The organism is Streptomyces sp. NPDC104202 (genome assembly GCF_055584185.1).
This window is the reverse complement of record NZ_JBVJMN010000008.1, coordinates 155,386-182,224: the sequence shown is the minus strand read 5'-3', so window position 1 is coordinate 182,224 and position 26,839 is coordinate 155,386. Positions and strand designations below refer to the sequence as shown.

Annotated in this window: 26 protein-coding genes; 19 read left to right on the top strand and 7 right to left on the bottom strand. The window is 73.6% G+C overall.

All coding sequences use genetic code 11. The features are described 5' to 3' along the window. Positions 1-133: 133 nt before the first annotated feature. The 3 genes from ACZ60W_RS08495 to ACZ60W_RS08485 all read left to right on the top strand — a co-directional run bounded on the left by ACZ60W_RS08495 (position 134) and on the right by ACZ60W_RS08485 (position 4,814). Positions 134-757, top strand: coding sequence for a GntR family transcriptional regulator (locus ACZ60W_RS08495; protein WP_366302448.1), 624 nt, complete (start codon positions 134-136; stop codon positions 755-757). Between the two features lie 334 nt (positions 758-1,091). Then, entirely contained in the window at positions 1,092-3,797 is a 2,706-nt protein-coding gene (gene aceE / locus ACZ60W_RS08490) for a pyruvate dehydrogenase (acetyl-transferring), homodimeric type (RefSeq protein WP_469754610.1), read from the top strand. A gap of 54 nt (positions 3,798-3,851) precedes the next feature. Beyond that, positions 3,852-4,814: a helix-turn-helix transcriptional regulator gene (locus tag ACZ60W_RS08485; RefSeq protein ID WP_469754609.1), complete on the top strand. Its 963-nt coding sequence runs from the start codon at positions 3,852-3,854 to the stop codon at positions 4,812-4,814. Positions 4,815-4,839: 25 nt separating this feature from the next. On the opposite strand, the gene ACZ60W_RS08480 is transcribed toward ACZ60W_RS08485, so the two are convergent. Then, positions 4,840-5,760, bottom strand: a complete 921-nt coding sequence (locus ACZ60W_RS08480) for an SDR family oxidoreductase (protein ID WP_469754608.1) — start codon at positions 5,758-5,760, stop codon at positions 4,840-4,842. Positions 5,761-5,859: 99 nt separating this feature from the next. Here ACZ60W_RS08480 and ACZ60W_RS08475 point away from each other — a divergent pair, with 99 nt between their 5' ends. Further along, positions 5,860-6,381, top strand: a complete 522-nt coding sequence (locus tag ACZ60W_RS08475; protein WP_469754618.1) for a DUF4240 domain-containing protein — start codon at positions 5,860-5,862, stop codon at positions 6,379-6,381. Positions 6,382-6,444: 63 nt separating this feature from the next. Here ACZ60W_RS08475 and ACZ60W_RS08470 read toward each other — a convergent pair whose 3' ends face one another. Beyond that, positions 6,445-7,239 (bottom strand): SDR family NAD(P)-dependent oxidoreductase, encoded by a 795-nt coding sequence (locus tag ACZ60W_RS08470; protein WP_469754607.1) that lies wholly within the window; start codon positions 7,237-7,239, stop codon positions 6,445-6,447. A 120-nt stretch (positions 7,240-7,359) separates the two neighbouring features. Between ACZ60W_RS08470 and ACZ60W_RS08465 the strand changes: the two genes are divergently transcribed. After that, positions 7,360-8,010, top strand: coding sequence for a TetR/AcrR family transcriptional regulator (locus ACZ60W_RS08465; RefSeq protein ID WP_469754606.1), 651 nt, complete (start codon positions 7,360-7,362; stop codon positions 8,008-8,010). Here ACZ60W_RS08465 and ACZ60W_RS08460 read toward each other — a convergent pair. Then, positions 8,007-8,543: a GNAT family N-acetyltransferase gene (locus tag ACZ60W_RS08460; protein WP_469754605.1), complete on the bottom strand. Its 537-nt coding sequence runs from the start codon at positions 8,541-8,543 to the stop codon at positions 8,007-8,009. The two genes, ACZ60W_RS08465 and ACZ60W_RS08460, sit on opposite strands and share 4 nt — an antisense overlap. Before the next feature lie 47 nt (positions 8,544-8,590). Between ACZ60W_RS08460 and ACZ60W_RS08455 the strand changes: the two genes are divergently transcribed. Beyond that, positions 8,591-9,502 carry a TIGR01777 family oxidoreductase gene (locus ACZ60W_RS08455; RefSeq protein WP_469754604.1) on the top strand — a complete coding sequence of 304 codons (912 nt, stop codon included), beginning with the start codon at positions 8,591-8,593 and terminating at the stop codon, positions 9,500-9,502. 179 nt (positions 9,503-9,681) lie between these two features. Then, positions 9,682-11,055 (top strand): NAD(P)/FAD-dependent oxidoreductase, encoded by a 1,374-nt coding sequence (locus ACZ60W_RS08450; protein WP_469754603.1) that lies wholly within the window; start codon positions 9,682-9,684, stop codon positions 11,053-11,055. A gap of 204 nt (positions 11,056-11,259) precedes the next feature. Here ACZ60W_RS08450 and ACZ60W_RS08445 read toward each other — a convergent pair whose 3' ends face one another. Next, the gene (locus ACZ60W_RS08445) at positions 11,260-12,732 is read right to left on the bottom strand and encodes a regulator (protein WP_469754602.1); all 1,473 of its coding nucleotides are present in this window, start codon (positions 12,730-12,732) and stop codon (positions 11,260-11,262) included. Positions 12,733-13,019: 287 nt separating this feature from the next. On the opposite strand from ACZ60W_RS08445, the gene lipB reads away from it, so the two are divergent. From lipB to ACZ60W_RS08425, 4 genes are all read left to right on the top strand, one after another. Then, positions 13,020-13,829: a lipoyl(octanoyl) transferase LipB gene (lipB, locus tag ACZ60W_RS08440; RefSeq protein WP_469754601.1), complete on the top strand. Its 810-nt coding sequence runs from the start codon at positions 13,020-13,022 to the stop codon at positions 13,827-13,829. Positions 13,830-13,943: 114 nt separating this feature from the next. Beyond that, positions 13,944-14,912 carry a lipoyl synthase gene (gene lipA, locus ACZ60W_RS08435; RefSeq protein WP_469754600.1) on the top strand — a complete coding sequence of 323 codons (969 nt, stop codon included), beginning with the start codon at positions 13,944-13,946 and terminating at the stop codon, positions 14,910-14,912. Positions 14,913-15,195: 283 nt separating this feature from the next. Beyond that, on the top strand, positions 15,196-15,411 hold the full coding sequence (locus tag ACZ60W_RS08430) for an SCO2195 family GlnR-regulated protein (RefSeq protein ID WP_366302460.1): 216 nt from the start codon (positions 15,196-15,198) through the stop codon (positions 15,409-15,411). Between the two features lie 10 nt (positions 15,412-15,421). Beyond that, positions 15,422-16,126 carry a DUF4191 domain-containing protein gene (locus ACZ60W_RS08425; protein ID WP_469754599.1) on the top strand — a complete coding sequence of 235 codons (705 nt, stop codon included), beginning with the start codon at positions 15,422-15,424 and terminating at the stop codon, positions 16,124-16,126. An 84-nt stretch (positions 16,127-16,210) separates the two neighbouring features. Here the strand turns inward: ACZ60W_RS08425 and ACZ60W_RS08420 are convergent, their stop codons facing one another. Then, positions 16,211-16,678, bottom strand: coding sequence for an RDD family protein (locus ACZ60W_RS08420; protein ID WP_469754598.1), 468 nt, complete (start codon positions 16,676-16,678; stop codon positions 16,211-16,213). A gap of 233 nt (positions 16,679-16,911) precedes the next feature. Here ACZ60W_RS08420 and glnA point away from each other — a divergent pair, with 233 nt between their 5' ends. Further along, positions 16,912-18,336 (top strand): type I glutamate--ammonia ligase, encoded by a 1,425-nt coding sequence (gene glnA / locus ACZ60W_RS08415; protein WP_469754597.1) that lies wholly within the window; start codon positions 16,912-16,914, stop codon positions 18,334-18,336. 89 nt (positions 18,337-18,425) lie between these two features. Here the strand turns inward: glnA and ACZ60W_RS08410 are convergent, their stop codons facing one another. Beyond that, positions 18,426-18,701, bottom strand: coding sequence for a hypothetical protein (locus ACZ60W_RS08410; protein ID WP_469754596.1), 276 nt, complete (start codon positions 18,699-18,701; stop codon positions 18,426-18,428). A gap of 149 nt (positions 18,702-18,850) precedes the next feature. Between ACZ60W_RS08410 and ACZ60W_RS08405 the strand changes: the two genes are divergently transcribed. Together ACZ60W_RS08405 and pdxR are read left to right on the top strand one after the other, a co-directional pair. After that, entirely contained in the window at positions 18,851-19,210 is a 360-nt protein-coding gene (locus ACZ60W_RS08405) for an arsenate reductase family protein (RefSeq protein WP_469754595.1), read from the top strand. Between the two features lie 31 nt (positions 19,211-19,241). Beyond that, positions 19,242-20,687: a MocR-like pyridoxine biosynthesis transcription factor PdxR gene (gene pdxR, locus ACZ60W_RS08400; RefSeq protein ID WP_469754594.1), complete on the top strand. Its 1,446-nt coding sequence runs from the start codon at positions 19,242-19,244 to the stop codon at positions 20,685-20,687. Positions 20,688-20,806: 119 nt separating this feature from the next. On the opposite strand, the gene ACZ60W_RS08395 is transcribed toward pdxR, so the two are convergent. Then, entirely contained in the window at positions 20,807-21,727 is a 921-nt protein-coding gene (locus ACZ60W_RS08395) for a Gfo/Idh/MocA family protein (RefSeq protein ID WP_469754593.1), read from the bottom strand. 347 nt (positions 21,728-22,074) lie between these two features. Between ACZ60W_RS08395 and ACZ60W_RS08390 the strand changes: the two genes are divergently transcribed. The 5 genes from ACZ60W_RS08390 (at position 22,075) to ACZ60W_RS08370 (ending at position 26,836) form a co-directional block, all read left to right on the top strand. After that, a complete protein-coding gene (locus ACZ60W_RS08390) occupies positions 22,075-23,484 on the top strand; it encodes a hypothetical protein (protein ID WP_469754592.1) in 1,410 nt (469 codons plus the stop codon). Then, positions 23,481-24,650, top strand: coding sequence for an ARPP-2 domain-containing protein (locus ACZ60W_RS08385; protein WP_469754591.1), 1,170 nt, complete (start codon positions 23,481-23,483; stop codon positions 24,648-24,650). The genes ACZ60W_RS08390 and ACZ60W_RS08385 overlap by 4 nt, the downstream gene beginning before the upstream one ends. A 157-nt stretch (positions 24,651-24,807) precedes the next feature. Continuing rightward, positions 24,808-25,839, top strand: a complete 1,032-nt coding sequence (glnII, locus tag ACZ60W_RS08380) for a glutamine synthetase (protein ID WP_469754590.1) — start codon at positions 24,808-24,810, stop codon at positions 25,837-25,839. 142 nt (positions 25,840-25,981) lie between these two features. Continuing rightward, positions 25,982-26,167 carry a hypothetical protein gene (locus tag ACZ60W_RS08375; protein WP_469754589.1) on the top strand — a complete coding sequence of 62 codons (186 nt, stop codon included), beginning with the start codon at positions 25,982-25,984 and terminating at the stop codon, positions 26,165-26,167. A gap of 105 nt (positions 26,168-26,272) precedes the next feature. Beyond that, complete coding sequence (locus ACZ60W_RS08370) at positions 26,273-26,836, top strand: winged helix-turn-helix domain-containing protein (protein ID WP_469754588.1); 564 nt, start codon at positions 26,273-26,275, stop codon at positions 26,834-26,836. Positions 26,837-26,839: the final 3 nt, after the last annotated feature.

The window sequence follows — 26,839 nt, the reverse complement described above, 5'->3', positions numbered from 1 at the left end:
CCCCCCCCCCCCCCCCCCCCCCCCCCCCCCCCCCCCCCCCCCCCCCCCCCCCCCCCCCCCCCCCCCCCCCCCCCCCCCCCCCCCCCCCCCGCCGCCGTATTGTCTAAGGGTCAACACTCCCCGAGGAGCCTTCATGACCGTCCCCGTCGTCCACTCGCTGCGCGAACAGATCCGCGAGCACATCGTGGAGGGGATCGTCAGCGGACGCTGGAAGCCGGGCGAGCGGATCGTGGAGCGCCGGATCGCCACCGAGCTGGAGGTCAGCCAGACCCCGGTCCGCGAGGCGCTGCGCGAGCTGGAGTCGCTGCGGCTGATCGAGTCGGCGCCCAACAAGGGCGTCCGGGTCCGCAACCTCACCGCCGCGGACCTGGAGGAGAGTTACCCGGTCCGGGCCGGTCTGGAGCAGATCGCGGCCGAACTGGCGGCGGGCCGGCTGGCGGCGGACTGCTCGGCCCTGGAGCCGCACGTCTCGGCGCTGTACGAGGCGGACGCGACGTCCGACGGGACGGCGCAGGTGCGGCACACGGTGGCCTTCCACCGGGAGCTGGTGAAGGCCGCGGGCAACGCCGTCCTGCTGCACACCTGGGAGACGCTCGGCATCGAGGTCTTCACGGCCCTGTCGATCCGCTGGCTCGGCACGGTCCAGAAGTCGTACGCCGAGGAGCACCAGGAGCTCGTGGAGGCGTTCCGCCGGGGCGACCCGAACATCGGCGCCCTGGTGAAGGCGCACGTCCTCGGCTGCGCGCCGCGCGCCTGACTTCTCCGCTTTCGCCCCTTTCTCCTTTCGCCCGGTGCGATGCCCGCCCGGCGGTCCGCAGTCGAACGGGCCCGTCGCGGCGGGCCGCTCATTCGTGCGCGCACTCCCTCAGGGAGCCGGTCCGACCTGCGGAAACGGCACAAAAGCGAGGCACCGGGTGCCCTTTTGCCTGGCACCCTGTGCCGACTTTCTCGATCTGAAGAGGTTTTCCCCTTCAACCCTTTGATCGATCATCGATCGTCGGTTTACAGTCTTCGGCGGGCCACACCCGGCCCTTCGCCCTGTCCTGCCAGACAAGGCCATCTCCACCCCACCTGTCCGGAAGGCGGCGATCATGACCGATCCCGTAGGCAAGATTCCGAGCGAGCTCGACCAGCTCCCGGACCGTGACACCGAGGAGACCGCCGAATGGGCGGCCTCCCTGGACGCCGTCACCAAGGCCGCCGGCCCCCACCGGGCCGCCTACCTGATGCGCCGTACGCTCCAGCACGCCGAGGGCGCGGGCCTGGCCCTGCCCAAGCTGCTGGAGACCGACTACGTCAACACCATCCCCACCTCCGCGGAGCCGTCCATCGGCGCCTCCGGCGGCGACGAGGAGATGGAGCGGAAGATCACCGCGTGGAACCGCTGGAACGCGGCCGCGATGGTCACCCGCGGCTCCAAGTACGGTGTCGGCGGCCACATCGCCACCTTCGCGTCGGCGGCCTGGCTCTACGAGACCGGCTTCAACCACTTCTTCCAGGGCAAGGAAGCCGACGGTTCCGGCGACCAGCTCTTCATCCAGGGCCACGCCTCCCCCGGCATCTACGCCCGCGCCTTCCTCGACGGCCGCCTCTCCGAGGCGCACCTCGACAAGTTCCGCCAGGAGTCCGGCGGCGACGGCCTGCCGTCCTACCCGCACCCGCGCCGGCTGCCCTGGCTGTGGGAGTTCCCCACCGTCTCCATGGGCCTCGGCCCGCTCTCCGCGATCTACCAGGCGCGCTTCAACCGCTACCTGACGAACCGCTCCATCAAGGACGTCTCCGCGTCCCACGTGTGGGCGTTCCTCGGCGACGGCGAGATGGACGAGCCCGAGGCCACCGCGGCCCTCGCGCTGGCCGCCCGCGAGGGTCTGGACAACCTGACCTTCGTCATCAACTGCAACCTGCAGCGCCTCGACGGCCCGGTCCGCGCCAACTTCAAGATCGTGCAGGAGCTGGAGGCCCAGTTCCGCGGCGCCGGCTGGAACGTCGTGAAGTCGCTGTGGGGCAACGCCTGGGACGAGCTGTTCGCGCTCGACACCACCGGCGCCCTCGTCCGCCGCCTCCGCGAGGTGCCGGACGCGCAGGTCCAGACGTACCAGACCCGCGACGCCGCCTACATCCGTCAGGACTTCTTCGGCAAGGACCCGGCGCTCGTCGCGATGGCGCAGCTGCTGAGCGACGACAAGATCCTGGAGTGCTTCCACCTCTCCCGCGGCGGCCACGAGCCCCGCAAGGTCTACGCCGCGTACAAGGCCGCCGTGGAGTTCAAGGGCGCGCCGACGGTCATCCTCGCGCAGACCGTCAAGGGCTTCACCCTCGGTGAGGGCTTCGCGTCGAAGAACGCGAACCACCAGATGAAGAAGCTCAGCACCGACGAGTTCAAGAACATGCGTGACCTCCTCGAACTGCCGATCTCCGACGCGCAGTTCGTCGACGGCCAGGTGCCCTACGGCCACCCCGGCGCCGACGCCCCCGAGGTCCGCTACCTCCAGGAGCGCCGCGCGGCGCTCGGCGGTCCCGCCCCGGCCCGCCGCGTCCACCCGCTCGCGCCGCTGCCGGCCCCGGCCGACAAGTCCTTCGCCGCCTTCGACAAGGGCTCCGGCTCGCAGTCGATGGCCACGACGATGGCGTTCGTCCGCCTCGTCAAGGACCTGGTCCGCGACAAGGAGACCGGCAAGCGCTGGGTCCCGATCGTCCCGGACGAGGCCCGCACCTTCGGCATGGAGTCGCTCTTCCCGTCGCTCGGCATCTACTCGCCGAAGGGCCAGACGTACGAGCCGGTCGACCGCGACCAGCTGATGTACTACAAGGAGGCGAAGAACGGCCAGATCCTCAACGAGGGGATCACCGAGGCCGGTTCGATGGCCGACTTCATCGCCGCGTCCACCGCGTACTCCACGCACGGTGAGGCGATGATCCCCTTCTACATCTTCTACTCGATGTTCGGCTGGCAGCGGACCGCCGACCAGATGTGGCAGCTCGGCGACCAGCTCGGCCGCGGCTTCCTCGTCGGCGCCACCGCCGGACGCACCACCCTGACCGGTGAGGGCCTCCAGCACGCCGACGGCCACTCCCCGGTGATCGCCGCCACCAACCCGGCGGCGCTGACGTACGACCCGGCGTTCGCCTACGAGGTCGCGGCCATCGTCAAGGAGGGTCTGCGCCGGATGTACGGCGAGGCCGCCGAGGGCGAGGACCAGAACGTCTTCTACTACCTCACGGTCTACAACGAGCCGATGCCGCAGCCGGCCAAGCCGGCCGGGATCGACGAGGGCATCGTCAAGGGTCTCTACCGCTTCAACACGGCCGAGTCCGCCGGTCTCGACGTGCCCGCGAACGCCTCGCGCATCCAGCTCCTCTCCTCCGGCACGGCCATCCACTGGGCCCTGGAGGCGCAGAAGCTGCTCGCCGCCGAGTGGGGCGTGGCCGCCGACGTGTGGTCCGCGACCTCGTGGACGGAGCTGCGGCGCGACGCGCTGGAGGCCGACGCGGCCCTCCTGCGCGGCGAGGAGCGGGTGCCGTACCTCCGCAGGGCCCTGGAGGGCGTGGACTCCCCGGTCCTCGCGGTCTCCGACTACATGCGCCAGGTCCCCGACCAGATCGCGCAGTGGGTCGAGCAGGACTGGTCCTCGCTGGGTGCCGACGGCTTCGGCCTCTCGGACACCCGTGACGCGGCCCGCCGCCACTTCGGCGTCGACGCCCAGTCGATCGTCGTCGCGGCCCTCGCGCAGCTGGCCCGCCGCGGCGCGGTCCGCGCGACGGCCGTGAAGGAGGCGCGCGAGCGCTACGGCCTGTAGGCCCCGGCGGGGCCGCCGGGGCCCCGTGTCGGTGCGGGCACGCATGATGGGTTCATGCGTGCCGCCCGGCTGATCAAGATGGTCCTTCTGCTCCAGTCCCGCCCGTCGATGACGGCGGCCGAACTGGCCACGGAGCTGGAGGTGTCGGAACGGACCGTGACCCGCGATGCCCTCGCCCTCTCGGAGGCGGGGGTTCCGGTGTATGCGGAGCGGGGCAGGTCCGGCGGGTACCGGCTGGTCGGCGGCTACCGCACGCGGCTGACCGGTCTGGCGCGCGGCGAGGCCGAGGCGCTGTTCCTCTCCGGGCTGCCGGGCGCGCTGCGCGACATGGGGCTGGAGGACGCGGCCTCGGCGGCCCGGCTGAAGGTCTCCGCCGCGCTCCTGCCCTCCCTGCGCGACGCCCCGGAGTCGGCGGCGCGCCGCTTCCTGCTCGACGCCCCCGGCTGGTACCAGGAGCCGGAGACCCCGGAGTCGCTGCCGCCGGTCGCCGAGGCGGTCTGGGACGACCGGATGCTCGCCGCCCGCTACCGGCGCGGCGACCGCGAGGTGGAGCGCGACCTCGCCCCGTACGGCCTCGTCCTGAAGGCGGGCGTCTGGTACCTGTGCGCACGCTCGGGAGCGGACTTCCGGACCTACCGGATGGACCGCTTCACCGCCGTCGCCCTCGCCGACGAGCACTTCGTCCGGGACGAGTCCTTCGACCTCGCCGCCTTCTGGGCCGAACGGTCCGCCGACTTCGCCCGCTCGCTGCTGCGCGCCCGGGTCGTCGTCCGGCTCTCCGAGGCCGGCGCCCGCCGCCTTCCGTACGTCACGGACCGCGCGGCGGCCGAGGAGGCCCTGGCCGGTGCCTCCCGGGACCCCGAGGGCCGTGTCACCGCGACCCTCCCCGTCGAGAGCGAGGACGTCGCCCTCTCCCAGCTGCTCACCCTCGCCGCCGACGCCGAGGTCCTCTCCCCCGCCGCCCTCCGCACCCGCTTCGCCGACGCCGCCCGCGCCCTGGCCGCGCTGTACGACTGACGCCGGGCGCCGGGGGCGTCCCGGGTCACCGGTAGTCGGCCGGGTCGGGCTTGCCGGTCTCGCCGGCGACGATGAAGCCCCAGGCGTCGGGGCGGGAGCCGTCGGCGTCGGTGAAGCCGTACTCGCGGGCGAGCTGTCCGCTGGAGAGCGAGGCGCCGTTCCACCGCTGCCGGCCGGGGTCGGCGGCCAGGGCCGCGACGGCACGGCCGACGTAGACCGGGGATTCGGAGACGGCGAAGTCGGGGGTGTCGGCGACGGCGTCGCGCCAGTTCTCCTCGGTGACGCCGAAGGCCGCGAGCATCTGCTCGGAGCGCAGCCAGCCGGGGGTGAGCGCGACCGCCGTGGCGCCGTACTCCGCCAGCTCCTTGCCGAGGCCGAAGGCCATCCGCAGGGGGGCGTTCTTGGCGAGGTCGTAGAAGAGGTTCTCCCGGAAGCGGGTGCCGTTGTACGCGGTGGTGCCGTCGGTGACCTCGACGACGAGGCCGCCGGGGTGGCGGATGAGCAGCGGCAGCGCGGTGTGCGAGGTGATGGCGTGCGTCCGCACCCCGAGTTCGAGCATCCTCAGCCCGCCGGTGAGGTCGTTCTCCCAGGTCCTGCGGCCGAAGGCGAGCAGGTGCTCGCCGCCCCAGACGTCGTTGACGAGGACGTCGAGCCGGCCCCGCTCGCGGTCGACGCGCTCGACGAGGGCGCGGACCTGCTCCGGCTCCAGGTGGTCGGTGGGGACGGCGACACCCTCGCCGCCGGCGGCCGTCACCAGTTCGGCGGTCTCCTCGATGGTCTCCGTGGACCGGCCGACCTCGCTGATCCGGTCGCGGGTGGTGCGCCCGGTGACGTACACGGTGGCGCCGGCGGCCCCGAGCTGGACGGCGATGGCCCGTCCGGCGCCCCGGGTGGCCCCGGCCACCAGGCAGATCCGTCCCCGCAGCGGTGTGGTGTCAGTCGTCATGGAACTCAGGCTGCCAGGAAAGCCGGACACCTTCTGTCCGGATTCAATTCGGTCTTTCCGGGTGCGTCGCCCCCGCCGGGGCAGGATGCTGGTCCCGTGATGGACGAGACCGAGTTCTGGGAGATCATCGACGCCACCCGCCGGGAAGCCGAGGGCGACCCCGAGGAACAGGCCGATCTTCTCGTGGAACGGCTGACCAAGCTGGACCCCGACTCCGTGCTCGACTACGCGCGCCACTTCGAGGCCCGCTTCAACCGCGCGTACCTCTGGGACCTGTGGGGCGCGGCGGCCGTGCTCTTCGACGGGGCGGGCGACGAGGCCTTCGACTCGTTCCGGTGCTGGCTGATCGGCCAGGGCCGGGAGGTGTTCGAGGGGGCCGTGCACGACCCGGACGCGCTGGCGGAGCTCCTCGACGACTTCGACGTGGAGATCGACGGGGACGGCGAGGAGATCGGTTTCGCCGCGGACGAGGCGTACGAGGCGCTGACCGGCGCCGAGACCCCGGACCTCGGCATCCCGATGCCGGGCGGGGAGCCGCTGGGCGCCCCCTTCGACCTGGCGGACGACGACGTCCTCGCCGCCCGCTTCCCCCGGCTGTGGGAGCGCTTCGGGACGGCGTAGGCGGTACGCCCGTCCGGCCGGACGGGGGTGCCGCCGTGGTCGCGGACCCCGTCGCGGACCCCGTCAGAAGTGGGTGCCGCCGTCGATGCGGACCTCGGTGCCGGTGATGAACTTCCCGTCCTCGCTCGCGAGCATGGCGACGACGCCGGCGACGGTCTCGGGGCCGGCGAAACCCCGGCCGAGGGCGGGGGCGAGCTTCACGAAGAGGGAGAGGTCGGCGTCCTCGGGGAGGCCGGGGCCGACGCTCTGGCGGCTGGCGCCGGTGCCGTCGGTCATGCCGGAGGAGATGGAGCCGGGCTGCACGGCGGTGAAGCGGATGCCCCGGCCGGCGTACTCGGCGGCGAGCGCGTGGGTCATGGACTGGATGCCGCCCTTGCTGGCCGCGTAGGCGGACATGTAGGGGTGGGCGAACATGGCGGAGGTCGAGGAGAAGTTCACGACCGCGGAGCCGTCGCCCTCCAGGAGGGCGGGTATCGCCTCGCGGATCACGAGGAAGGTGCCGGTGAGGTTGATCCGGATCACCTGCTCGAAGGCGTCCAGGCTCGTCTCGTGGGTGTGCGAGGAGCGCAGCACGCCGGCCGCGTTGACCAGCACGTCCAGGCCGCCGAGGGCCTCGACCGCGGCGGCGACGCCGGCGCGTACGGACGCCTCGTCGGCGACGTCCAGGACGACGGTGGTGAGCCGGTCGGCGGCGTCGCCGGCCTTGGCGACGGTGTCCTTGAGGCCGTCCTCGCTGATGTCGGCGGCGACGACCCGGCCGCCCTCGGCGAGCACGCGCAGGACGGTGGCCTGGCCGATGCCGGAGCCGCCGCCGGTGATCAGGGCGCGGCGTCCTTCGTAACGGGTCAGGTGGTTCATGGCGGCAACCTCTCGAAGTCAAGCTTTCCGTGGAATGCTGCCACCGTACGCCCGAGTGGCACGTTTTGCCATATGGGCACAGCGTGCACTTCCGGCAGTCGCAGGCGTACGCTTCGTACGGTGAGCACCAAGCCCCCCTCCCCCTCGCTGACGGAGCGCCGCAAGGCCGCCACCCAGCTGGACATCGCCCGTGCCGCCGCCGAGCTCTTCACCGAGCGCGGCCCCGACGCCACCACGGCCGAGGACATCGCCCAGCGGGCCGGGGTCGCCCTGCGCACCTTCTACCGGTACTTCCGCTCCAAGCAGGACGCCGTGGCCCCGCTCCTCGCCGGCGGCGCCGACCGCTGGCGGGAGCAGCTCGCGGCGGCGGGACCCGAGAGCGGGACCGGCCTCGCCCGGGTCCTCGAACACTCCGTCGCCGCCTCCCTCACCCCCGGGGACGAGGCCGCCGCCGAAGGACTGCGCTGGACCCGCGGACTGCTGCGCGCCGCCGCCGAGGACCCCGCCCTCCGGGCCGTCTGGTACCGGGTCAACCAGGAGTCCGAGGAGAAGCTCCGCGAGGTCGTCGCCGGGCTCGCCGGACCGGAGGCCGACCCCCTGGAGGTCCGGCTCGCCGCCGCCGCGGCCACCGCCGCCATCCGGACCGCCCTGGAGAGCTGGGCCGGCACGGACGACGCCCCCGTACACGGCGAGGGCGCACCGGCCGGCCTCGCCGTCCGCTGCCTGCGCGAGCTGACCGGCGGCCTGCGGCTGCTGCGCGACAGGCCCTAGGGGTGTCCTGTCGAGCCCGGCATGACCGGCGGGACACCCCCGAGCGAACGCCCCATCAGGACGTCGTCCACGGACGCCCCGTCCAGCACGAACTCCCCCGGCAGGACACCCTCGACGGCGAAGCCCTCGGAGGCGTAGAGCGCCCGGGCCGGCGCGTTGTGGCCGAGCACCCGCAGCGTGATCCGGGTCGCGCCGTCCCGCCGCGCCCGGTCCATCGCGGCCCTCAGCAGCGCCCTCGCGACCCCCCGCCCCCGGGCGGACTCCGCGACGACCAGCCCCTGGACCTGCCGGACATGGGCGCCCGCCGCGAGCGGCGTCGGCGGCACCACCCGCACGTATCCGACGAGGACGCCCCCGCGCACCGCGACGAGGTAGTCCTCCGGCCGGTGGCGCTCGTCGAAGAACGGCCCGTACGGCTCCTCCGGTTCGGGCAGCACCGCGTGCAGGGTCGACCAGGCCGCCCGGTCCAGGGCGCCGAGCGCGTCCTCGTCGTCGGGCCCGGCGGTGCGTGTCTGCGTCTCCGGCACGGTCATGACGGCCACTGTGCCATCCGGCGGCCCGGAAGGGGCAGGATGGGCCCATGCAGCGTTCCGCCACCCGCAAGCGTGTCGCCGTCACCGGCGCCTCCGGGCTCATCGGCTCCGCCCTCGTCCGCTCCCTGCGCGCCGACGGCCACGACGTCCTCCGTCTCGTCCGGCACCCGGCCAGGACCGCCGACGAGGTCGAATGGGACCCCAAGCGGCTGTACGTCGACGCCGCCGGGCTCGTCGGCGTCGACGCCGTCGTCCACCTGGCCGGCGCCGGCGTGGGCGAACGCCGCTGGACCGAGGCGTACAAGCGGGAGATCCGCGACAGCCGCGTCCTCGGCACCCGCGCCGTCGCCGAGGCCCTCGCCTCCCTCGCCCAGCCGCCGCAGACCCTCGTCTGCGGCACCGCCCTCGGCTGGTACGGCGACACCGGCGACCGCGCCGTCGACGAGAGCGCCCCCGCCGGCACCGGCTTCCTCCCCTCCGTCTGCGTCGAGTGGGAGGCCGCCGCCGCCCCCGCCGAGGAAGCCGGCATCCGCGTCGCCTACGCCCGCACCGGTCTCGTCGTCGCCCGCGAGGGTGGCGCCTGGGGTCGCCTCTTCCCCGTCTTCCGCGCCGGGCTCGGCGGCCGCATGGGCGACGGCCGCCAGTACTGGTCCCACATCTCCCTGCACGACGAGGTCGCCGCCCTGCGCCACCTCGTCGACACCCCCTCCCTCTCCGGCCCCGTCAACCTCACCGCCCCCGAACCGGTCACCAACCGCGAGGTCACCGCCGCCATGAGCCGCGTCCTCCACCGGCCCGCCCTCCTCACCGTCCCCGCCCCCGCCCTCCGGCTCGTCCTCGGCGACTTCGCCCAGGACGTCCTCGGCAGTCAGCGCGTCCTCCCCTCCCGCCTCCTCGAATCCGGCTTCGAGTTCGCCTTCCCCACCATCGACGACGCGATCCGCGCGGCGGCCCGCTGACGGCACCCGACCGGCCCTCGGCGCCTCCGTGCTCCCCCGTGCCGCAGCCACCCCGGTACGCGCGGCTGGCACCCGTGGGAGCGCTGCCTAGGCTCGACCCGAACGGCGAACGCGGGCATTCCGGAGGCTCGTTGGGGGCATAGGCCTCCCACCGGCCGCGCCGACCTGGGGAGGGGCACGTGCTCAGCAGCGCAGACAGCGCAAGGACCGCACAGCGTACGGACGTCGTGGAGAACGTCGACGTCGTGATCGTGGGAGCCGGGATCGCGGGGCTCGCGGCCGCCCACCGGCTGACCGGCGCCGGAGTCTCCGTCGCCGTCCTGGAGGCCGAGCCGCGGATCGGGGGCCGGATGGCCACCGACGCCGTCGACGGCTTCCTCCTCGACCGGGTGGGACCGCTGCTCACCCTGTCGCACGAGGAGCTGCGTGCCCTGCCGGGCCTCGACGGCCTCGCCCTGCGGCCCTTCGGGCCCGGGGTGCTCGTGCACACCGACGGCCGGTACGCCCGCTGGGGCGCACCGCACCCGCGGCGGACCCCCGGCGTCCCCCGCGGCGGCGGCCACCGGAGCGTGGGGGGAGCGTTCAGCGTGGCGCGCGCCCTCGCGAGCGCCCCCCGGCATCCGGCCGCCTCCCTGGACCAGGCCCGGCTCAGCGCCAGCCTCGTCCGGCTCGCCGCGACGACGACACAGCGGCTCCTCGCCCGCCCCGAGCGGACCGCCCGCGAGGCACTCACCGCCCGGCTGCCCGCCCGGACCGTCCAGGGCGTCCTGCGCCCCCTGCTCGCGGCGCTCCTCGCCGACCCCGACCTCCGCACGTCGAGCCGTCAGGCGGACCTGGTCCTCCGCGCGTTCGCCCGCGGCCGGCTCTCCGCCCCCGAGGGCGGCTCGGCGGCGCTGCCCGAACGGCTCGCCGCCACCCTGCCGCCGGGCACCGTCCGCACCGGCGTACGGGTCACCGAGGCGTCCGTCTCCCGGGTCACCACGGCCGAGCACGGCGTGATCGGCTGCCGCTCGATGATCCTCGCCACCGGCGCACGGTCGGCCGCCGCGCTCCTGCCGGGCCTGCGGGTCCCGGCCTTCCACCCCCTGACCGTCCTCCACCACACCGCCCCGGTCGCGCCCACCACCGACCCCACCCTGCTCCTGGAGTCCGACCCCGGCGGGCCCGTGGCCCACACCGCCGTCATGAGCGCCGTCGACCCCAGCCGCGCCCCCGCCGGCCGGACCCTCGTCACCTCCACGGTGCTGGGCACTCCGCCCGACGACACCGAGCGGCGCGTCCGCAAGCACCTCGCCACGCTGTACGGCACGTCCACCGACGAATGGGAGCTGCTGGCCCTCCACCACACCCGCGACGCCGTGCCCGTCATGGCTCCCCCGCACGACGCCCGCCGCTCCGTCCGCCTCCTCGCGGGGCTCTACGTCTGCGGCGACCACCGGGCCACCAGCACCGCCTACGGCGCGCTGACCTCAGGTCACCGTGCCGCCTCCGCCGTCCTCTCCGACCTCGGCCTCCCCCCGTCCCTCCCCCACCCCCGCCCCCAGGCCGCCTGACCGTGTCCGGCGCCCCGTCCCGCTCTGGGCGACTGTCCCGCCGGGGCGGCACTCCCCTAGGGCCTGGACCCGCACCCCGTTGTGCCACGCACAGCTGGTGCGGGTCGAGGAACCAGGGGCGGAGGCGCGGCCGAGCGCGCCGTCCCGTGTGCCCGCCCACACGGAGGGCCGGCCCGGTCTCGCCCGGGGCGGGGGGTGGCGGGGTCAGCCGAGGGTGGCCACGCGGTCCCGGTAGGTGCGCGCGGCGGCGGCGTCGCGGTAGGGCTCCAGGCGCCGCTCGAAGTCGCGGACGTACTCGACGGCGCGGGCGGACCGCATCTCGGATGCCTGCTGGGCGGCCTCGGCCCCGAGCGCGCAGGCCTGGTCGAGCTCACCGAGGGCGAGGCGGGAGGTGGCGAGGACGACCCGGCAGAAGAGGCGGCTGCGGGCGTAGCCGGGGGCACGGAGCTGGAGGGCGCGTTCGGCGTGCTGGGCGGCGGGCCGGTACTGCTGGAGGTCGCGGTGGCAGTGGCCGAGTTCGTCGGCGAGCTGGGCCTCGTCGAACATGCGGGCCCAGTAGGGCACGTCGTCGCCGGGCCGGGCGGCTTCGAGGGCGCGCTCGGCGCGGACGAGGGAGGCGCTGCAGGCGCGGGCCTCGCCGAGGACGGCGTGTCCGCGGGCCTCGATGGCGTGGAGCATCGCCTGGACGACGGGCGGCGCGGCGGGTCCGACGCCCTGCTGGGCGACCCGGGCGAGCTGGACGGCCTCGCGGCCGTGGCCGAGGTAGACGGCCTGGCAGCTCATGGTGAGGAGCACGTACGAGCCGTAGGCGCGGTCGCCGGCGGCCTGGGCGAGGCGGAGGGCCTGGACGAAGTAGCGCTGGGCGAGGCCGTGGGCGGCGATGTCGTAGGACGTCCAGCCGGCGAGCCGGGTGAGGTCGGCGACGGCGGCGAAGAGGCGGCGGCCGACGGACTCCCCGTAGGTGCCGCGCAGCATGGGTTCGGCCTCGTGTTCCAGGTAGCGGACGAGTGCCTGGCGGGCGTGGCCGCCGCCGTAGGCGTGGTCGAGGGTGCGGAAGAGTTCGCCGACGGAGCGCAGGGCGGCGATGTCCCCGGTGGTCACCCGCTGGCCGGGCCCGCGGTCCGTGCCGCGCTGGCGCGGGACGGAGAAGCGGCCCTGGGCGGGGACGCGGGGGTCGTGCGGGGGTGCGGCGGCGGGCCGGGCGGTGCCGGGGGCGGGTTCGCCGCGGGCGACGCGGTCGTCGGCGCGGCCGATGAGCCAGTCGCGGCTGGGGACGACGAGGCCCGCCGGGGTGAAGGCGATCTTGCGGAGTTCGGCGTGGCTGCCGGAGTCCTTGCGCCAGAGGCCGCTGACGATGTCGACGGCCTCCTCGGGGGTGGCCGCGAACTCCAGGCCCGCGTAGACGGGGGCGCAGGCGTCGAGGCCGAGGTCCTGGGCGGAGAGCCGGCGGCCGAGGCGGCGGGTGAAGACCTCGGCGATGAGGGCGGGGGTGGTGCCGCGCGGCTGCTGGCCGCGGAGCCAGCGGGTCACGGAGGTCTTGTCGTAGCGCAGGTCGAGGCCGTGTTCGAGACCGAGCTGGTCGACCCGTCTGGCGAGACCCGCGTTGGAGAACCCGGCTTCCGCGATGAGTGCGGCGAGCTGGCGGTTCGGGATGCGCTGCGGTGGTCGTTCCGTCATCAGCTGTGCGGTCTCCTGCCTTCCGGGTCCCGGCGGCAGCCCCGTCGGACCCTCATGGAACGGCGTGAATTTAGCGGTCCGGACGGCCCGTACCGCCACCTTCGCCCCACATTCATCCGATCGTGTGAGGATTGATGGCATCGCTGACGTAGGCGTCCCCGGTCACCTGCCGGAGGTGCGCCCCGCCGACCGCCGTACAGTGGCATGGGCGCGAATGACGCATGGTGCCGCACCGGCCCGGGATGATCCCCGGTCCCCGGTCCCGGCACTCAGGAGGAGGCATGGCCGTGAGTGAGCTGCGATTCGTCCGCCTGGGGTTCGGCGCGGACGCCGTCGAGTACCAGGTGGCCTGGGACAGGCAGCGCGAAGTGCACGCCGCGCGGTTCGCCGACGAGATCGACGACACCTGTCTGCTCCTGGAGCACCCGCCGGTCTACACGGCCGGCCGGCGCACGGCGGAGAGCGAGCGCCCGCTCGACGGGACGCCGGTCGTGGACGTGGACCGCGGCGGCAAGATCACCTGGCACGGCCCCGGCCAGCTCGTCGGCTACCCGATCATGAAGCTGCCCCGTCCGGTGGACGTCGTCGCCCACGTCCGCCGTCTGGAGGAGGCCCTGATCCGCGCGGCCGCCGAGTTCGGCGTGGAGACGACGCGGGTCGAGGGGCGCAGCGGGGTCTGGGTCCTGGGCGATCCGGTCGAGCAGCGGCCGTCGCTCGGCGGGCTGTCGCTCGACTTCGACCCGCGGCTGACGGACGAGGAGTTCGACCCGCGCCTGAACGGCCCCGAGTACGCCCCGTCCAACGCCGGCCAGCGCCGCGAGGACCGCAAGCTCGCCGCCATCGGCATCCGGGTCGCCAAGGGCGTCACCATGCACGGCTTCGCCCTGAACGTGAACCCGGACAACGCCTGGTTCGACCGGATCATCCCGTGCGGCATCCGCGACGCGGGCGTCACCTCGCTCGCCAACGAACTGGGCCGCGACCTGTCGATCGAGGAGGTGCTCCCGGTCGTGGAGCGCCACCTGCGGGAGGTCCTGGAGCAGGCGGAGCTGAAGCCGCGCGAGATCGAGCGTCCGGTGGAACCGGCCTCGGCCTGAGGAGCGCCCGGAGGAATGCAGGGCCCTGGCCAGAGGTTGGCCAGACGTAGTAAGGCATGGGAAGCAACGGCGTACCCTGGTGTGCGCCGAAGAATCGAAGCTACAGGAGCCGATGTGTCCGCAGTCGCCCCCGACGGACGCAAGATGCTGCGCCTGGAGGTCCGGAACGCCCAGACCCCCATCGAGCGCAAGCCCGAGTGGATCAAGACCCGCGCGAAGATGGGTCCGGAGTACACGAAGATGCAGGGCCTCGTGAAGAGCGAGGGTCTGCACACGGTCTGCCAGGAGGCGGGCTGTCCCAACATCTTCGAGTGCTGGGAGGACCGCGAGGCCACCTTCCTCATCGGCGGTGACCAGTGCACCCGGCGCTGCGACTTCTGCCAGATCGACACGGGCAAGCCCGAGGCGCTGGACCGTGACGAGCCGCGCCGGGTCGGTGAGTCGGTCGTCACGATGGACCTGAACTACGCCACCATCACCGGCGTCGCGCGCGACGACCTGGAGGACGGCGGCGCCTGGCTGTACGCGGAGACCGTGCGCCAGATCCACCAGCAGACGGCGGGCCGCGCCGACGGCCGCACCAAGGTCGAGCTGCTGGCCCCCGACTTCAACGCGGTGCCGGAGCTGCTGGCGGAGGTCTTCGCCTCCCGCCCCGAGGTCTTCGCGCACAACGTCGAGACGGTGCCGCGGATCTTCAAGCGGATCCGTCCCGGTTTCCGTTACGAGCGCTCCCTGGACGTCATCACCCAGGCCCGTGACTACGGTCTGGTCACGAAGTCGAACCTGATCCTCGGCATGGGCGAGACCCGCGAGGAGATCAGCGAGGCGCTCCAGCAGCTGCACGACGCGGGCTGCGAGCTCATCACGATCACCCAGTACCTGCGCCCTTCCGTCCGGCACCACCCCGTCGAGCGCTGGGTGAAGCCGCAGGAGTTCGTGGAGCTGAAGGAGGAGGCCGACGAGATCGGCTTCTCCGGAGTGATGTCGGGCCCGCTGGTCCGTTCGTCGTACCGCGCGGGCCGGCTGTTCCAGCAGGCGATCGAGAAGCGCGGCGCCGTGGACAACGCCACGCAGGCCGTCTGAGACGGCACGCGGCGGGCGCGGCGTCCGTGTGAATCCGCGCACAAGTAGTTACCGGTCAGTAGTGGCCGAATCCGGTGCGGCCCGTACGGCCCCGCAGCTCAGCGGGGGGTACGGGCCGCACCGGCGTTCCGGCGCTCGCCCGACCGGGCTCATCAACGTTTCATCAGTGTTTGACCACCGGGTCACGCCCTGGTAACACCGATCTGTGAGCCTGGATTCACTCACCGCCACCACCCGCTCACACCCCCACCTCGTCTCACCCGCAATCGAGGGAGGACCCCGCATGCCGGCCGCATCGACGCACGTCCGCGTCACCGCGATCCCGTCCGTCACCGACGCCCTGAAGGCCGTGGAGGCGCTGCTCCTGGGCGCCGGACAGCGCACCGCACGGCGCAACGCCTGGAACTCCGTCCTGGAGGACCGCCGCCGCGCCAAGGACCGGGTCGAGGCTCACCATGTGATGGAGGCCGCGTCCGGGCGCACCTCGCGAGCCACGTAAACTTCAGGACATGGCGAGGAAGGCAAACACGGGCAGCGCTGACGCTGCGAACGCAGGGCGACTGAAGCAGATCGCCCTCACGTACCAGATGACCCGGAAGGCCGACCCGAAGGTCGGTCTGGTCGTCGCGGGCGTGGGCATCGTGGTACTCGGTGTCCTCCTCGGGATCGGCTTCCTCATCGGTCATCCGGTCTATCTGGGCATCCTGGGCTTCGTCCTGGGGCTCCTGGCGGCGGCCATCGTGTTCGGGCGGCGCGCGGAGCGCGCGGCCTTCGGACAGATGGAAGGCCAGCCGGGCGCGGCCGCGGCGGTGCTCCAGAACGTCGGACGGGGCTGGACCACGACCCCCGCGGTCGCGATGAACCGCAGCCAGGACGTCGTGCACCGCGCGGTCGGCCGGGCGGGCATCGTCCTGGTGGCCGAGGGCAACCCGAACCGGGTCAAGACGCTGCTCGCGGCCGAGAAGAAGCGCATGAACCGCGTCGTGGTGGACGTGCCGGTGCACGACATCATCGTCGGCGACGGCGAGGGCCAGGTGCCGCTGAAGAAGGTGCGCACCACCATGCTCAAGCTGCCCCGCGTGCTCACCGGCCCCCAGGTGACCGCAGCCAACGACCGGCTGCGGGCGATGGGCGACCTCATGAGCAACATGCCGCTGCCCAAGGGTCCGATGCCGAAGGGCATGCGGATGCCGCGTGGCGGAAAGACGCGCTGATCCCACCCCACACACGAGGAAGGCCCCGGACCGTCGGTCCGGGGCCTTCCTCGTGTCCCCGCGCCGGCGGCGCGGGGAGGGCGGTCAGATGCGCACCTGGACGGCGCCGGAGAGGCGGTCGTGGAGGCCGCGGCCGTCGCGGTCCCAGATGAGGGCCGGGAGGGCGAGGCAGACCAGCACGGAGCGGAGGGCGACCCGCGCCGGGCCCAGGCGGCCACCGTGCACGGAGGCGACCCGCAGCCCGAAGAGGCGCTTGCCGGGCGTCGAGCCGACGGTGCCGACCGTCAGCACGCTCAGCACCAGGAGGATGCCGAGGGCCCAGTTGCCCGTCGCCTGGTCATAGCCGTCGGTGATCAGGCCGTATGCGATCAGCATGCAGAGGGCCCAGTCGACGGCCAGGGCGCCGAGCCGCCGTCCGGGGCGGGCGATGGAACCGGGCCCCTCCTCGGGCAGCCCGAGCTGCTCACCGCGGTAGCCGAAGTCGACGCCTGCGTCCTCGGCCGCCGCGCGGGGGCCGGAGAGCCAAGATCCGAGTGCTTGCCTGTTGTCCACCCGACCACGGTACTGCGCCCGTTTTTGATCAGTTCGGCCCGGGTACGCGTACGGCGGCACCGCGCGCCCGGGGTGCGCCGCGGCACCCACCCCGGTTAACTTCGACGAAACAATTGGGTCATGCTTGAGAAATCCCGTCTGCCTATGGTCGGGTCCAGCGTGTGCCACCGCACTGGCCGCACGACCGAGCTGCAAACCCCGCCCCTCCCCGGGCCGGGAGTAGGAGGAGTTGGATGTCCGAGAAGCACGGGTTCCAGAACGCCGACGAGGTCCAGAAGTTCATCAAGGACAACGACGTCAAGATGGTCGACGTCCGCTTCTGCGACCTCCCGGGCGTGATGCAGCACTTCACGATCCCGGCGACGGCCTTCGACCCGGCGGAGGAGCTCGCCTTCGACGGCTCGTCGATCCGCGGCTTCCAGGCGATCCACGAGTCCGACATGGCGCTCCGCGCCGACCTGTCGACGGCCCGCGTGGACCCCTTCCGCCGTGACAAGACGCTGAACATCAACTTCTTCATCCACGACCCGATCACGGGCGAGCAGTACAGCCGTGACCCGCGCAACATCGCGAAGAAGGCCGAGGCGTACCTCGCCTCCACCGGCATCGCCGACACCGCGTACTTCGGCCCCGAGGCCGAGTTCTACGTCTTCGACTCGGTCCGCTTCGAGACCTCGGCGAACCAGGGCTTCTACCACATCGACTCCGAGGCCGGCGCCTGGAACACCGGTGCGGAGGAGAACAACCGCGGCTACAAGGTCCGCTACAAGGGCGGCTACTTCCCGGCCCCGCCGGTCGACCACTTCGCCGACCTGCGCTCCGAGATCTCCCTGGAGCTGGAGAACGTCGGCCTCCAGGTCGAGCGCCAGCACCACGAGGTCGGCACCGCCGGCCAGGCCGAGATCAACTACAAGTTCAACACGCTGCTCGCCGCGGCCGACGACCTGATGCTCTTCAAGTACATCGTGAAGAACGTCGCCTGGCGCAACAACAAGACCGCGACCTTCATGCCGAAGCCGATCTTCGGCGACAACGGCTCGGGCATGCACGTGCACCAGTCGCTCTGGTCCAACGGCGACCCGCTGTTCTACGACGAGACCGGCTACGCGGGCCTCTCGGACACCGCCCGCTACTACATCGGCGGCATCCTCAAGCACGCCCCGTCGCTGCTCGCCTTCACCAACCCGACGGTGAACTCGTACCACCGCCTGGTCCCGGGCTTCGAGGCCCCGGTCAACATGGTGTACTCGCAGCGCAACCGCTCCGCCGCCATGCGCATCCCGATCACGGGCTCGAACCCGAAGGCCAAGCGCGTCGAGTTCCGCGCGCCGGACCCGTCCTCGAACCCGTACCTCGCCTTCTCCGCCCTGCTCCTCGCGGGCCTCGACGGCATCAAGAACAAGATCGAGCCCGCGGAGCCGATCGACAAGGACCTGTACGAGCTCGCTCCCGAGGAGCACGCCAACGTCCAGCAGGTCCCGACCAACCTGGAGGCCGTCCTCCGCGCCCTCGAGGACGACAACGAGTACCTCCAGGCCGGCGGTGTCTTCACCTCCGACCTCATCGAGACCTGGATCGACTACAAGCGGACCCACGAGATCGCCCCGATCCAGCTCCGCCCGCACCCCCACGAGTTCGAGCTCTACTTCGACCTCTAGGCCGCACCCCGCACGCACCGAAGGCCGCCACCCCGGAACACCGGGGCGGCGGCCTTCGCCGTCGTCGTGCGGCGGGAGACGGCCCGGGGTCAGCGGCCGTAGCGGATGAGGGCGCGGACCATGCGGCAGGTGGTGTCGGAGGGCGGGTGGATGCCGACGGACTCGGCGGTGGTGCGTATGGTCGCGTTGGTCGCCTTCGACGGGAGGTAGACGCCCGCGTCGAGGAGGGCGATGGCGAGGCGCATGGCCTTGAGACGGCGGTTGTGCGTCACGTACCACTCGCGGGGACGGCCCGCGGGCAGGGGCCTCCGCTGGAGGGGCTTCCAGGGTTCGATGGACGGCGTCCGGATCGCGGCGAGAGCCATGGGCTACCTCCTGACGAACAGTGGGATGGGGGCCCTCCCCGGGACCCTCACCTTCACCCCCTATTTTAGAGGCCCCCACTGACAATCGCCCCTGGCCAGACAGGGTTTGGGGGGTGGTGGACAAGGGCGTGGGGGGTACCGTGTGGGGTATGGAGATCTGGATCAATCCCGCCTGTTCCAAGTGCCGGAGCGCCCTCACCCTGCTCGACGCCGAAGGCGCCGACTACACGGTGCGGCGCTACCTGGAGGACGTGCCCTCGGCCGACGAGATCCGGCAGGTCCTCGGCCGGCTCGGCCTCGAACCGTGGGACATCACCCGGACCCAGGAGGCCGACGCCAAGGAGCTCGGGCTGAAGGAATGGCCCCGGGACGCGGAGCACCGCGACCGGTGGATCGAGGCCCTCGCCGGACACCCCCGGCTCATCCAGCGGCCGATCATCACCGCGGAGGACGGCACCGCCGTCGTGGCCCGCTCCGAGGACGCCGTGCGCGACGCGCTGTCCCGCTGAGACCGCGCCCGGCGAGGAACGAGGGGGCACGGTGAGCGGGGTGGAGGACACGGCGGCCGGCGGGCTCGGGATCGACCTGCACCTGGAGCAGGCCGCGGGCGGAAGCCGGCGGGCCGCGCTGATCCGGGCGCTGCGCGAGGCGGTCCGGAGCGGGCGGCTGGCCCCGGGGACGCGGCTGCCGCCCTATCGGTCGCTCGCCGCCGATCTGGGAGTCGCCCGCAACACGGTCGCCGACGCGTACGCCGAGCTCGTCGCCGAGGGATGGCTCACCGCCCGCCAGGGGTCCGGCACCCGCGTGGCCGACCGGGTCGCCGCACCCGCCCCCGGGCCGACGCGCGCGGCCGCGCCGCCCCCGCCCCCGTACGACCTCGTCCAGGGCAGGCCCGATCCCGGCTCCTTCCCCCGCGGGGCCTGGCTGGCGGCGGCCCGGCGGGCCCTGACGGCGGCGCCGCACGAGGCGTTCGGCATCGGCGACCCGCGCGGCCGCCTCGAACTGCGCCGGGCGCTCGCCGCCTACCTCGCCCGGGCCCGCGGCGTGCGGACCGACCCCGACCGGATCGTCGTCTGCTCCGGCGCCGCCCACGCGCTGCGGCTGCTGGCCCGGGTGACCGGCGCGTCCGGGCCCTGGGCCGTCGAGGCGTACGGACTGCCGTTCCACCGGGGCCTGCTCGCCGAGGCCGGGGTCACCACTCTCCCCGTCCCCGTCGACGCGGACGGGGCCCGGGTCGCCGAGATCCCGCCCTCGGCGGCCGCGGTACTGCTCACCCCCGCCCACCAGTTCCCCACCGGCGGCCCCCTCCACCCGGAGCGGCGCGCGGGCGCCCTGGAGTGGGCGCGCCGGTCCGCCGGGCTCGTCGTGGAGGACGACTACGACGGGGAGTTCCGCTACGACCGGCGGCCCGTCGGCGCCGTCCAGGGTCTCGATCCCGAGCGGACCGTCCTCGTCGGCTCGGTCAGCAAGAGCCTCTCCCCCATGCTGCGGATCGGCTGGATGTGCCTGCCGGCCGCGCTCGTGGACCCCGTCGTCGCGGCCAAGGGGGAACGCGAGCCCTACTCCTCGGCCACGGACCAGCTCACCCTCGCCGACCTCCTCGTCTCCGGCGGCTACGACCGGCACGTCCGCCGCATGCGCCAGCGGCACCGGGCCCGCCGCGACCGGCTCACGGCCGCGCTCGCCGACCACGTCCCGCAGGTGCGGGCGACGGGCATCTCCGCCGGGCTCCACGCCGTCCTGGAGCTGCCGCCCGGCACCGAGCAGGCCGCCCTCGCCGCCGCCGCCCGGCACGGGGTCGCCGTCGACGGCCTGGCCTCCTACCGCCACCCCGACGCGCCCGGCCCCGGCCACCGCGACGGCCTGGTGGTCGGCTACGCGACCCCGCCGGAGCGGCTGTTCGGGGCCGCGCTCACCGCCCTGTGCGCCGCGCTGGCCGAGAGCGTGGGCGGGGGCCGCGGGCAGACGTCCGGGCGACCGGGGTGACGGGCCGGGGGGTGCCGTGCCCGGCCGGGGCGGCGGACCAGGACGACCGGGGCCACCGGCTCCCGGACCGCCTCGACACCGTGACCGGTTCCGGCCCCGGGGGCCGCGCGCACCCGCCGCTACGGCTGCGGCAGGGCCGCCCCGGCGGCCCGGGCCTCCGCCTCCGTCAGGATCTCCGTCAGACGCAGGCCGAAGCGGGCGTCGCAGGGGTGGGGGGTGCCGGTGCGGGCCGCCGTGACGAGGGCGTCGACGGCCGCGCCGAACGCGCCCAGCGCGCCGTCCCACGACGGCATCTCCGCGCGGCCGTCCGTCCCGTACAGGGTGAGGGCCGCCTCCGCCGCCTCCGGCGGCGCTCCGAGGGTGAGGGTGGCCGTGCTGCCGGCGCCCGACGCGTGCCGCAGGACCAGGTGGTGGGTGTCGCCCGGGCCGGGAGCCGCCGTGATCGCCGTGACGTCCCCGAGGACGGGCAGGTAGACCGACAGGACGTGCGGGCCGACGTCCCACAGGCCGCCCTTCTCCCGCCGCCAGGGGGAGGCCGCGTACACGCTGTCGGAACCGGGGCCGTACAGCGAGCCCAGCCAGTGCGCCTCGCCCAGGAACCAGCCGCCCGCCGCCGCCCGCTCCTCGATCCAGCGGGCCGTCGGCTCCGCGAACCTCAGCGTGCAGAAGACGACGGAGGCGACCCCGGCCGCCTCCACCGCCTCGGCCACCGCGCGGGCGCCGTCCACCGTCGTGGCGACCGGCTTGTCCAGGAGGACGTGGCAGCCGGCCTCGGCGGCCCGCACCGCGAGGGGGGCCTGGACGTCCGGCGGGAGCGCCAGCGCGACGGCGTCGCTCACCGCGAGAAGGGCGTCCACCTCGTCGTACGCGCGCGTGCCCGACGCCGCGGCCAGCGCGGCCGCCGCCTCGGGGCGCCTGCCCCACACGCCGCTGAACTCGACGCCGGCGTGCCCGGCGATCGCCGGAGCGTGCGTCCGGGCGGCCCAGGGGCCGGTGCCGAGGAGACCGATACGGGGCTTCGCGCCCAGCTGCTTCGCCATGGGGCCAGTCTGCCGGGTGCCGCCGACAGCCGGTCGGGGTGTCCGGCGGCCGGACCCGGACCCCCGCCGCCGACCCGGCACACGGCACACGGCACACGGCACGGTCATCGGCCCGGCGCACGACCCGCCCGCCGATCCGGCGCACGGCCTGTCCGGCCTGCGGCGCACGCCGCGGCCGGACACCCCTCCGCCCCGAAATGCACTGGCGGGCCTCCCCCGGCCGGGTGGTAGCGTTCCGTGGCCGGCCGCGGGACTCCGGTGCGACTTCCGGAACCTGCCTCTGAAGCAACGTCTTCGCTGTTCGCGCCCTCATTCCCCGGCCGGCCCCCAGGGGGAGGGAGAGGACCGTGTCCGAGCTGGTCGCGGCAGAGGACGTGCTGCTCTTCGTCAACGCGGCCGTGACCGCCACCGGGCAGCGGGAGTTCCGCTCCTCGGCCGCGGAGCAGGGCTTCTCGCTGGGCTTCGTCCACGCGTACGTACGGGTCAACTACCGGCCGGTGTACGCGGCGGCGCTCGCCCTCGACATCAACCACCACAACGCGGCGCTGATCGTCGAGTGGCTGCTGCGCACCGCGGACGAGGCCGGCGGGCCCGAGGAGAAGCGGGCCGAGGGCCGGCTGATCGCGGCGCGGCTGGCGCTGCTGCCGCCGCAGCGGGTGTACCGGCTGTTCCGCGCGCTGCGGGCCGCCGGGGTCAACAACCGGCGGACGCGCGCGATCGTGCGCGGGTGGCTCGCGGCGCGCCCCGATCCGGCGCTGGACGCGGTGAAGTACCGCACGGGGCTGAAGACGGCCGTGCGGCACGTCCACGCCCCGCCGGCCGACGCCGAGACGGGCGACTTCCTCTTCGCTCCGGGCCGCCGGGTCCGGTACGGGAACCCGACGCTGGACGCGCACCGGCGGGCCCACTACGAGCAGTCCGCCCTGTACGAGCTGCCGTTCACGGTCGCCGAGGGGTTCGCGGCGAAGCACGGGGTGCCGCGCGCGCTCTTCCTGGAGCGGATCGCGCCCCGCATGACCCGGCTCGAACGGCTGCGGACCGAGCGGGCGGCGGGCGCGGGGACCGATCTGTCGGTGATGCCGCTGACCCGGCTCGCGCTGTACGTGCTCGCGCTGCCGCTCGCCGAGCGCGTCGCGCGGCGGGCCGGGCTCACGCGGGCGCTGCGCGCCTCGGCGCGGCGTGCGGCGGGGCCGTACGCCGGGAGCTGGGGGCGGGTGGCGGCCGTGCTCGACGACAGTTTCTCCTCGTCCGGTTCGGCGGTGAAGCGGCGCCGTCCGCTGGCCGTGGCGCTGGGCTGCCACTTCCTCCTGGAGGCACTCGCCGCGCCGGGGGCGTACACGGGGCTGTGGACCTCGGGCGGCGACGATCCGCTGATGGTGCGGCCGGCCGGTCCGACGCCGCTCGGGACGCGGATCCTGGACGCCCTGGAGACCGGGCCCGAGCGGCTGGTGGTGGTCTCGGACGGCTGGGACAACGCGCCGCCGGGGCTGGCGGGCGAGGTCCTGCGGGTGTGGCGCACGCGGCTCGACCCGGAGCGGCGGACCAGCGTGGTCCACCTCAACCCCGTATACGACGCCGGGAGCTTCGACGTGCGCCGGCTGGCGCCGAGCGTGCCGACGGCCGGCATCCGGGACGCGGAGGATCTCCCGGCACTGGTGGAGCTGGCGCAGTTCGCGGAGGGCCGCACGGGCTTCGCGGAACTGCGGGCGTATCTGGACCGCCGGGTGGAGCTGTTCCTGAAGGGGGCCGGGGCATGACCCGGATCGATCTGACCGGTCTCGACGCGCGTCCGGCGCAGGTGTGGGGCGGGGTGCGGCTCGTGCCGCTGGTGCGGGCCGAGCCGGTGGCCGGGCTGCGGCTGCACCGGGAGGCGTACGGGGCCGTGTACGGGGGACACGGCCCGGCGACGGTGGACCTCGGCGGCCGGACGGTCTACACGTCGTACGTGCCGCACGGCTTCGTCGCCGACTGGAGCGGCACGGGCAAGGGCGCCGAGCAGGCGGCGTACGGGACGCGACTCGGCGTCGAGGGCGCTCCGCCGGGCATGCCGGTGCGCCGGCTGCACCGGATGGCGAAGCGGCGCCAGGGCGAGCGCCGGCTGCGGTTCCTGCCGCTCCACCTGGCGCTGGAGGGCTACCTCGCGCTGCACTTCGGCGGGCCGTCCGTGGTCTGGGACGACTGGTCGCGGGAGGCGGTGCGGCGCGGTCTCTCGCCGCGCGCGGAGGCGGCGTACGCCGGGTGGGCCGTGCCGGGGCTCGGCGAGGCGCTGCGGATCTTCGAACTCCATCCGGGGCAGTGCGGGCTGCTGCTGTACGTGGCGGACGCGCTGGCCGCGGCCTTCGTCGTGCCGCACCCGGAGGACTACCGGCGGCTGCACCCGACGCTGGTGGAGGACCTGTACGGCGAGCTGGTGCACCAGTACGCGCACTACGGCGCGCCGGTGCCGGAGTTCACGGCCCGGATCCGGGACGGCGTCGGCGGCATCCGCTCCCTCGCGGACCTGCGGGCGGCGGCACGGGAGCAGGAGCGGGCCTGGACGGCGGCGCACGACGGGCTGATGGCGCGGGACCTCCTGGAGACGCCCTACGCCTTCTCGCGCGTGCAGCGGACGGGGCCGTTCGCCCTGTACCGGTTCCTGCCGCCGTTCCTGCGCGGCGGGCAGGAGCAGCACATCGGGGAGCTGATCACCGACCACAAGGGCCGGACGGCGTACCTGAAGACGTTCCGGCTGTCGGAGAACCAGATCCGCAAGGGGTACCTGCTGCGGCGGCTGGACGCGCACGACTGGCACCTGGGGCGGACGGCGGAGGCGCTGGGCACCTCGTACGAGGAGGTCGTGCGCCGGATCCGGTCGGCGGGGCTCGGCGGGCTGCTCGACGCGCACGTGGTCGCACAGCGGCTGCGCGAAAATCAGGAAAGCTGAGTAACACGGGGTTCACAAACGGGCAACCGACGGGAAATCCCGTGTTGCCAAGCTGCGGTCGAACACAAACAGCGCAGTCAGCGCAGAGACCGCAGCTTCTCGCAGTGCCGCGAGCCGCAGCGGAACCCCGCAGCAGCACGCCAAAGGATGAGGCCCCGTGACCTTCAAGGCTGAGTACATCTGGATCGACGGCACCGAGCCGACCGCGAAGCTTCGCTCCAAGACGAAGATCATCGCCGGCGAGGGCCTCGCGCTCGACGAGCTGCCGATCTGGGGCTTCGACGGTTCCAGCACGAACCAGGCCAAGGGCCACGCCTCGGACCGCGTCCTCAAGCCGGTCTTCGTCTGCCCCGACCCGATCCGCGGCGGCAACGACGTCCTCGTCCTGTGCGAGGTCCTCAACACGGACATGACGCCGCACGAGTCGAACACCCGCGCCGCGCTCGCCGAGGTCGCCGCGACCTACGGCGCGCAGGAGCCCATCTTCGGCATCGAGCAGGAGTACACCTTCTTCGAGGGCACCCGCCCGCTCGGCTTCCCGGTCAACGGCTTCCCGGCCCCGCAGGGCGGCTACTACTGCGGCGTCGGCGTGGACGAGATCCACGGCCGCCCGATCGTCGAGGCGCACCTGGAGAACTGCCTGAAGGCCGGTCTCGGCATCTCCGGCATCAACGCCGAGGTCATGCCCGGCCAGTGGGAGTTCCAGGTCGGCCCGCTGTCCCCGCTGGAGGTCTCCGACCAGCTGTGGGTCGCCCGCTGGCTGCTCTACCGCACGTCCGAGGACTTCAACGTCTCCGCCACCCTCGACCCCAAGCCGGTCAAGGGCGACTGGAACGGCGCGGGCGCGCACACCAACTTCTCCACCAAGGCGATGCGCGAGGGCTACGACGCCATCATCACCGCCTGCGAGTCCCTCGGCCAGGGCTCCAAGCCGCTCGACCACGTCAAGAACTACGGCGCCGGCATCGACGAGCGCCTCACCGGCCTCCACGAGACCGCCCCGTGGGACGAGTACTCCTACGGCGTCTCGGACCGCGGCGCCTCGGTCCGCATCCCGTGGCAGGTCGAGCAGGACCAGAAGGGCTACATCGAGGACCGTCGCCCCAACGCCAACGTCGACCCCTACGTCGTCACCCGCCTCATCGTCGACACCTGCTGCGAGGCCCTCGCCAAGGCCGGCCAGGTCTGATCGGCGGATCCCGCGGCCGACCGGCAGCCGGTCCGTCCCCGGTCCACCGCTGACGAGCCGTTGAAGCGCCGCTGAAGCAGGCACTCCGGAAGAGGCGCCCACCGTTCCACACGGTGGGCGCCTCTTCCGTCATGTGGGACGGATGACACCGGGTTCCGCGGTCGAAACGCTCGTCGGGGGCATTCCCTTCTGGTTCAATAGGGATATGGCCATCATGAAGAACGACACCGCGACGGGTCGCCACGACCTGGAGCCGTTCTGGCCCTCCCGACAGCATCATGACTTCGACCGGGTGTGTTGCCGCGCGATGAACGCGTCGGCCCTCTAAAGCCCCGATCGGTACGGTCCGATCCGCGGCCTTCGGCCCACGCGCACGACGAACGACGTACGACGCAAGTCCGTCCTCCTCCTCGCGCGAAAGAGCTGAACTCCCATGGTGCACACCCAGATCGCCTCCTCCGCTCCCTCCCTGACCGCCGTTCGTCCGGGCCGGCACCGACTGCGGGCCGTCGATCCGAACGAGGTGGTGGACTTCTCGCAGGTGGCGAGCTTCCTGCCGCCGGGTGCGACGCTGCTGCCGGCGCCGCAGCACGCCCTGCCGGCCCTGCCGGGCCGGCCGCCGATGGTCGGCTACCTGGTGCTGGTGCCGGCCGACCAGCAGGCGCACCTGCCCGTGGCGCCCGTCCCCGCGCCGGTCGCCGGGGCGGTGGAGGAGCAGGGGCCGGTGAGCATCGACGACGTGCAGAGGGTGGCCGTCGTGGACGGGCAGGCGCTGGACCTGACGTACTTGGAGTTCGAGTTGCTGGCCCATCTGGTGGCACACCCCCACCGGGTGCACACCCGCGACCAGTTGGTCACCACGGTGTGGGGGTACGGGCACGTCGGCGACGGGCGCACGGTGGACGTGCACGTGGCCCGGCTGCGGCGGAAGCTGGGCGCCGAACACCGCCACACGATCCAGACCGTGCGGCGGGTCGGCTACAAGTACACGCCCTGAGCC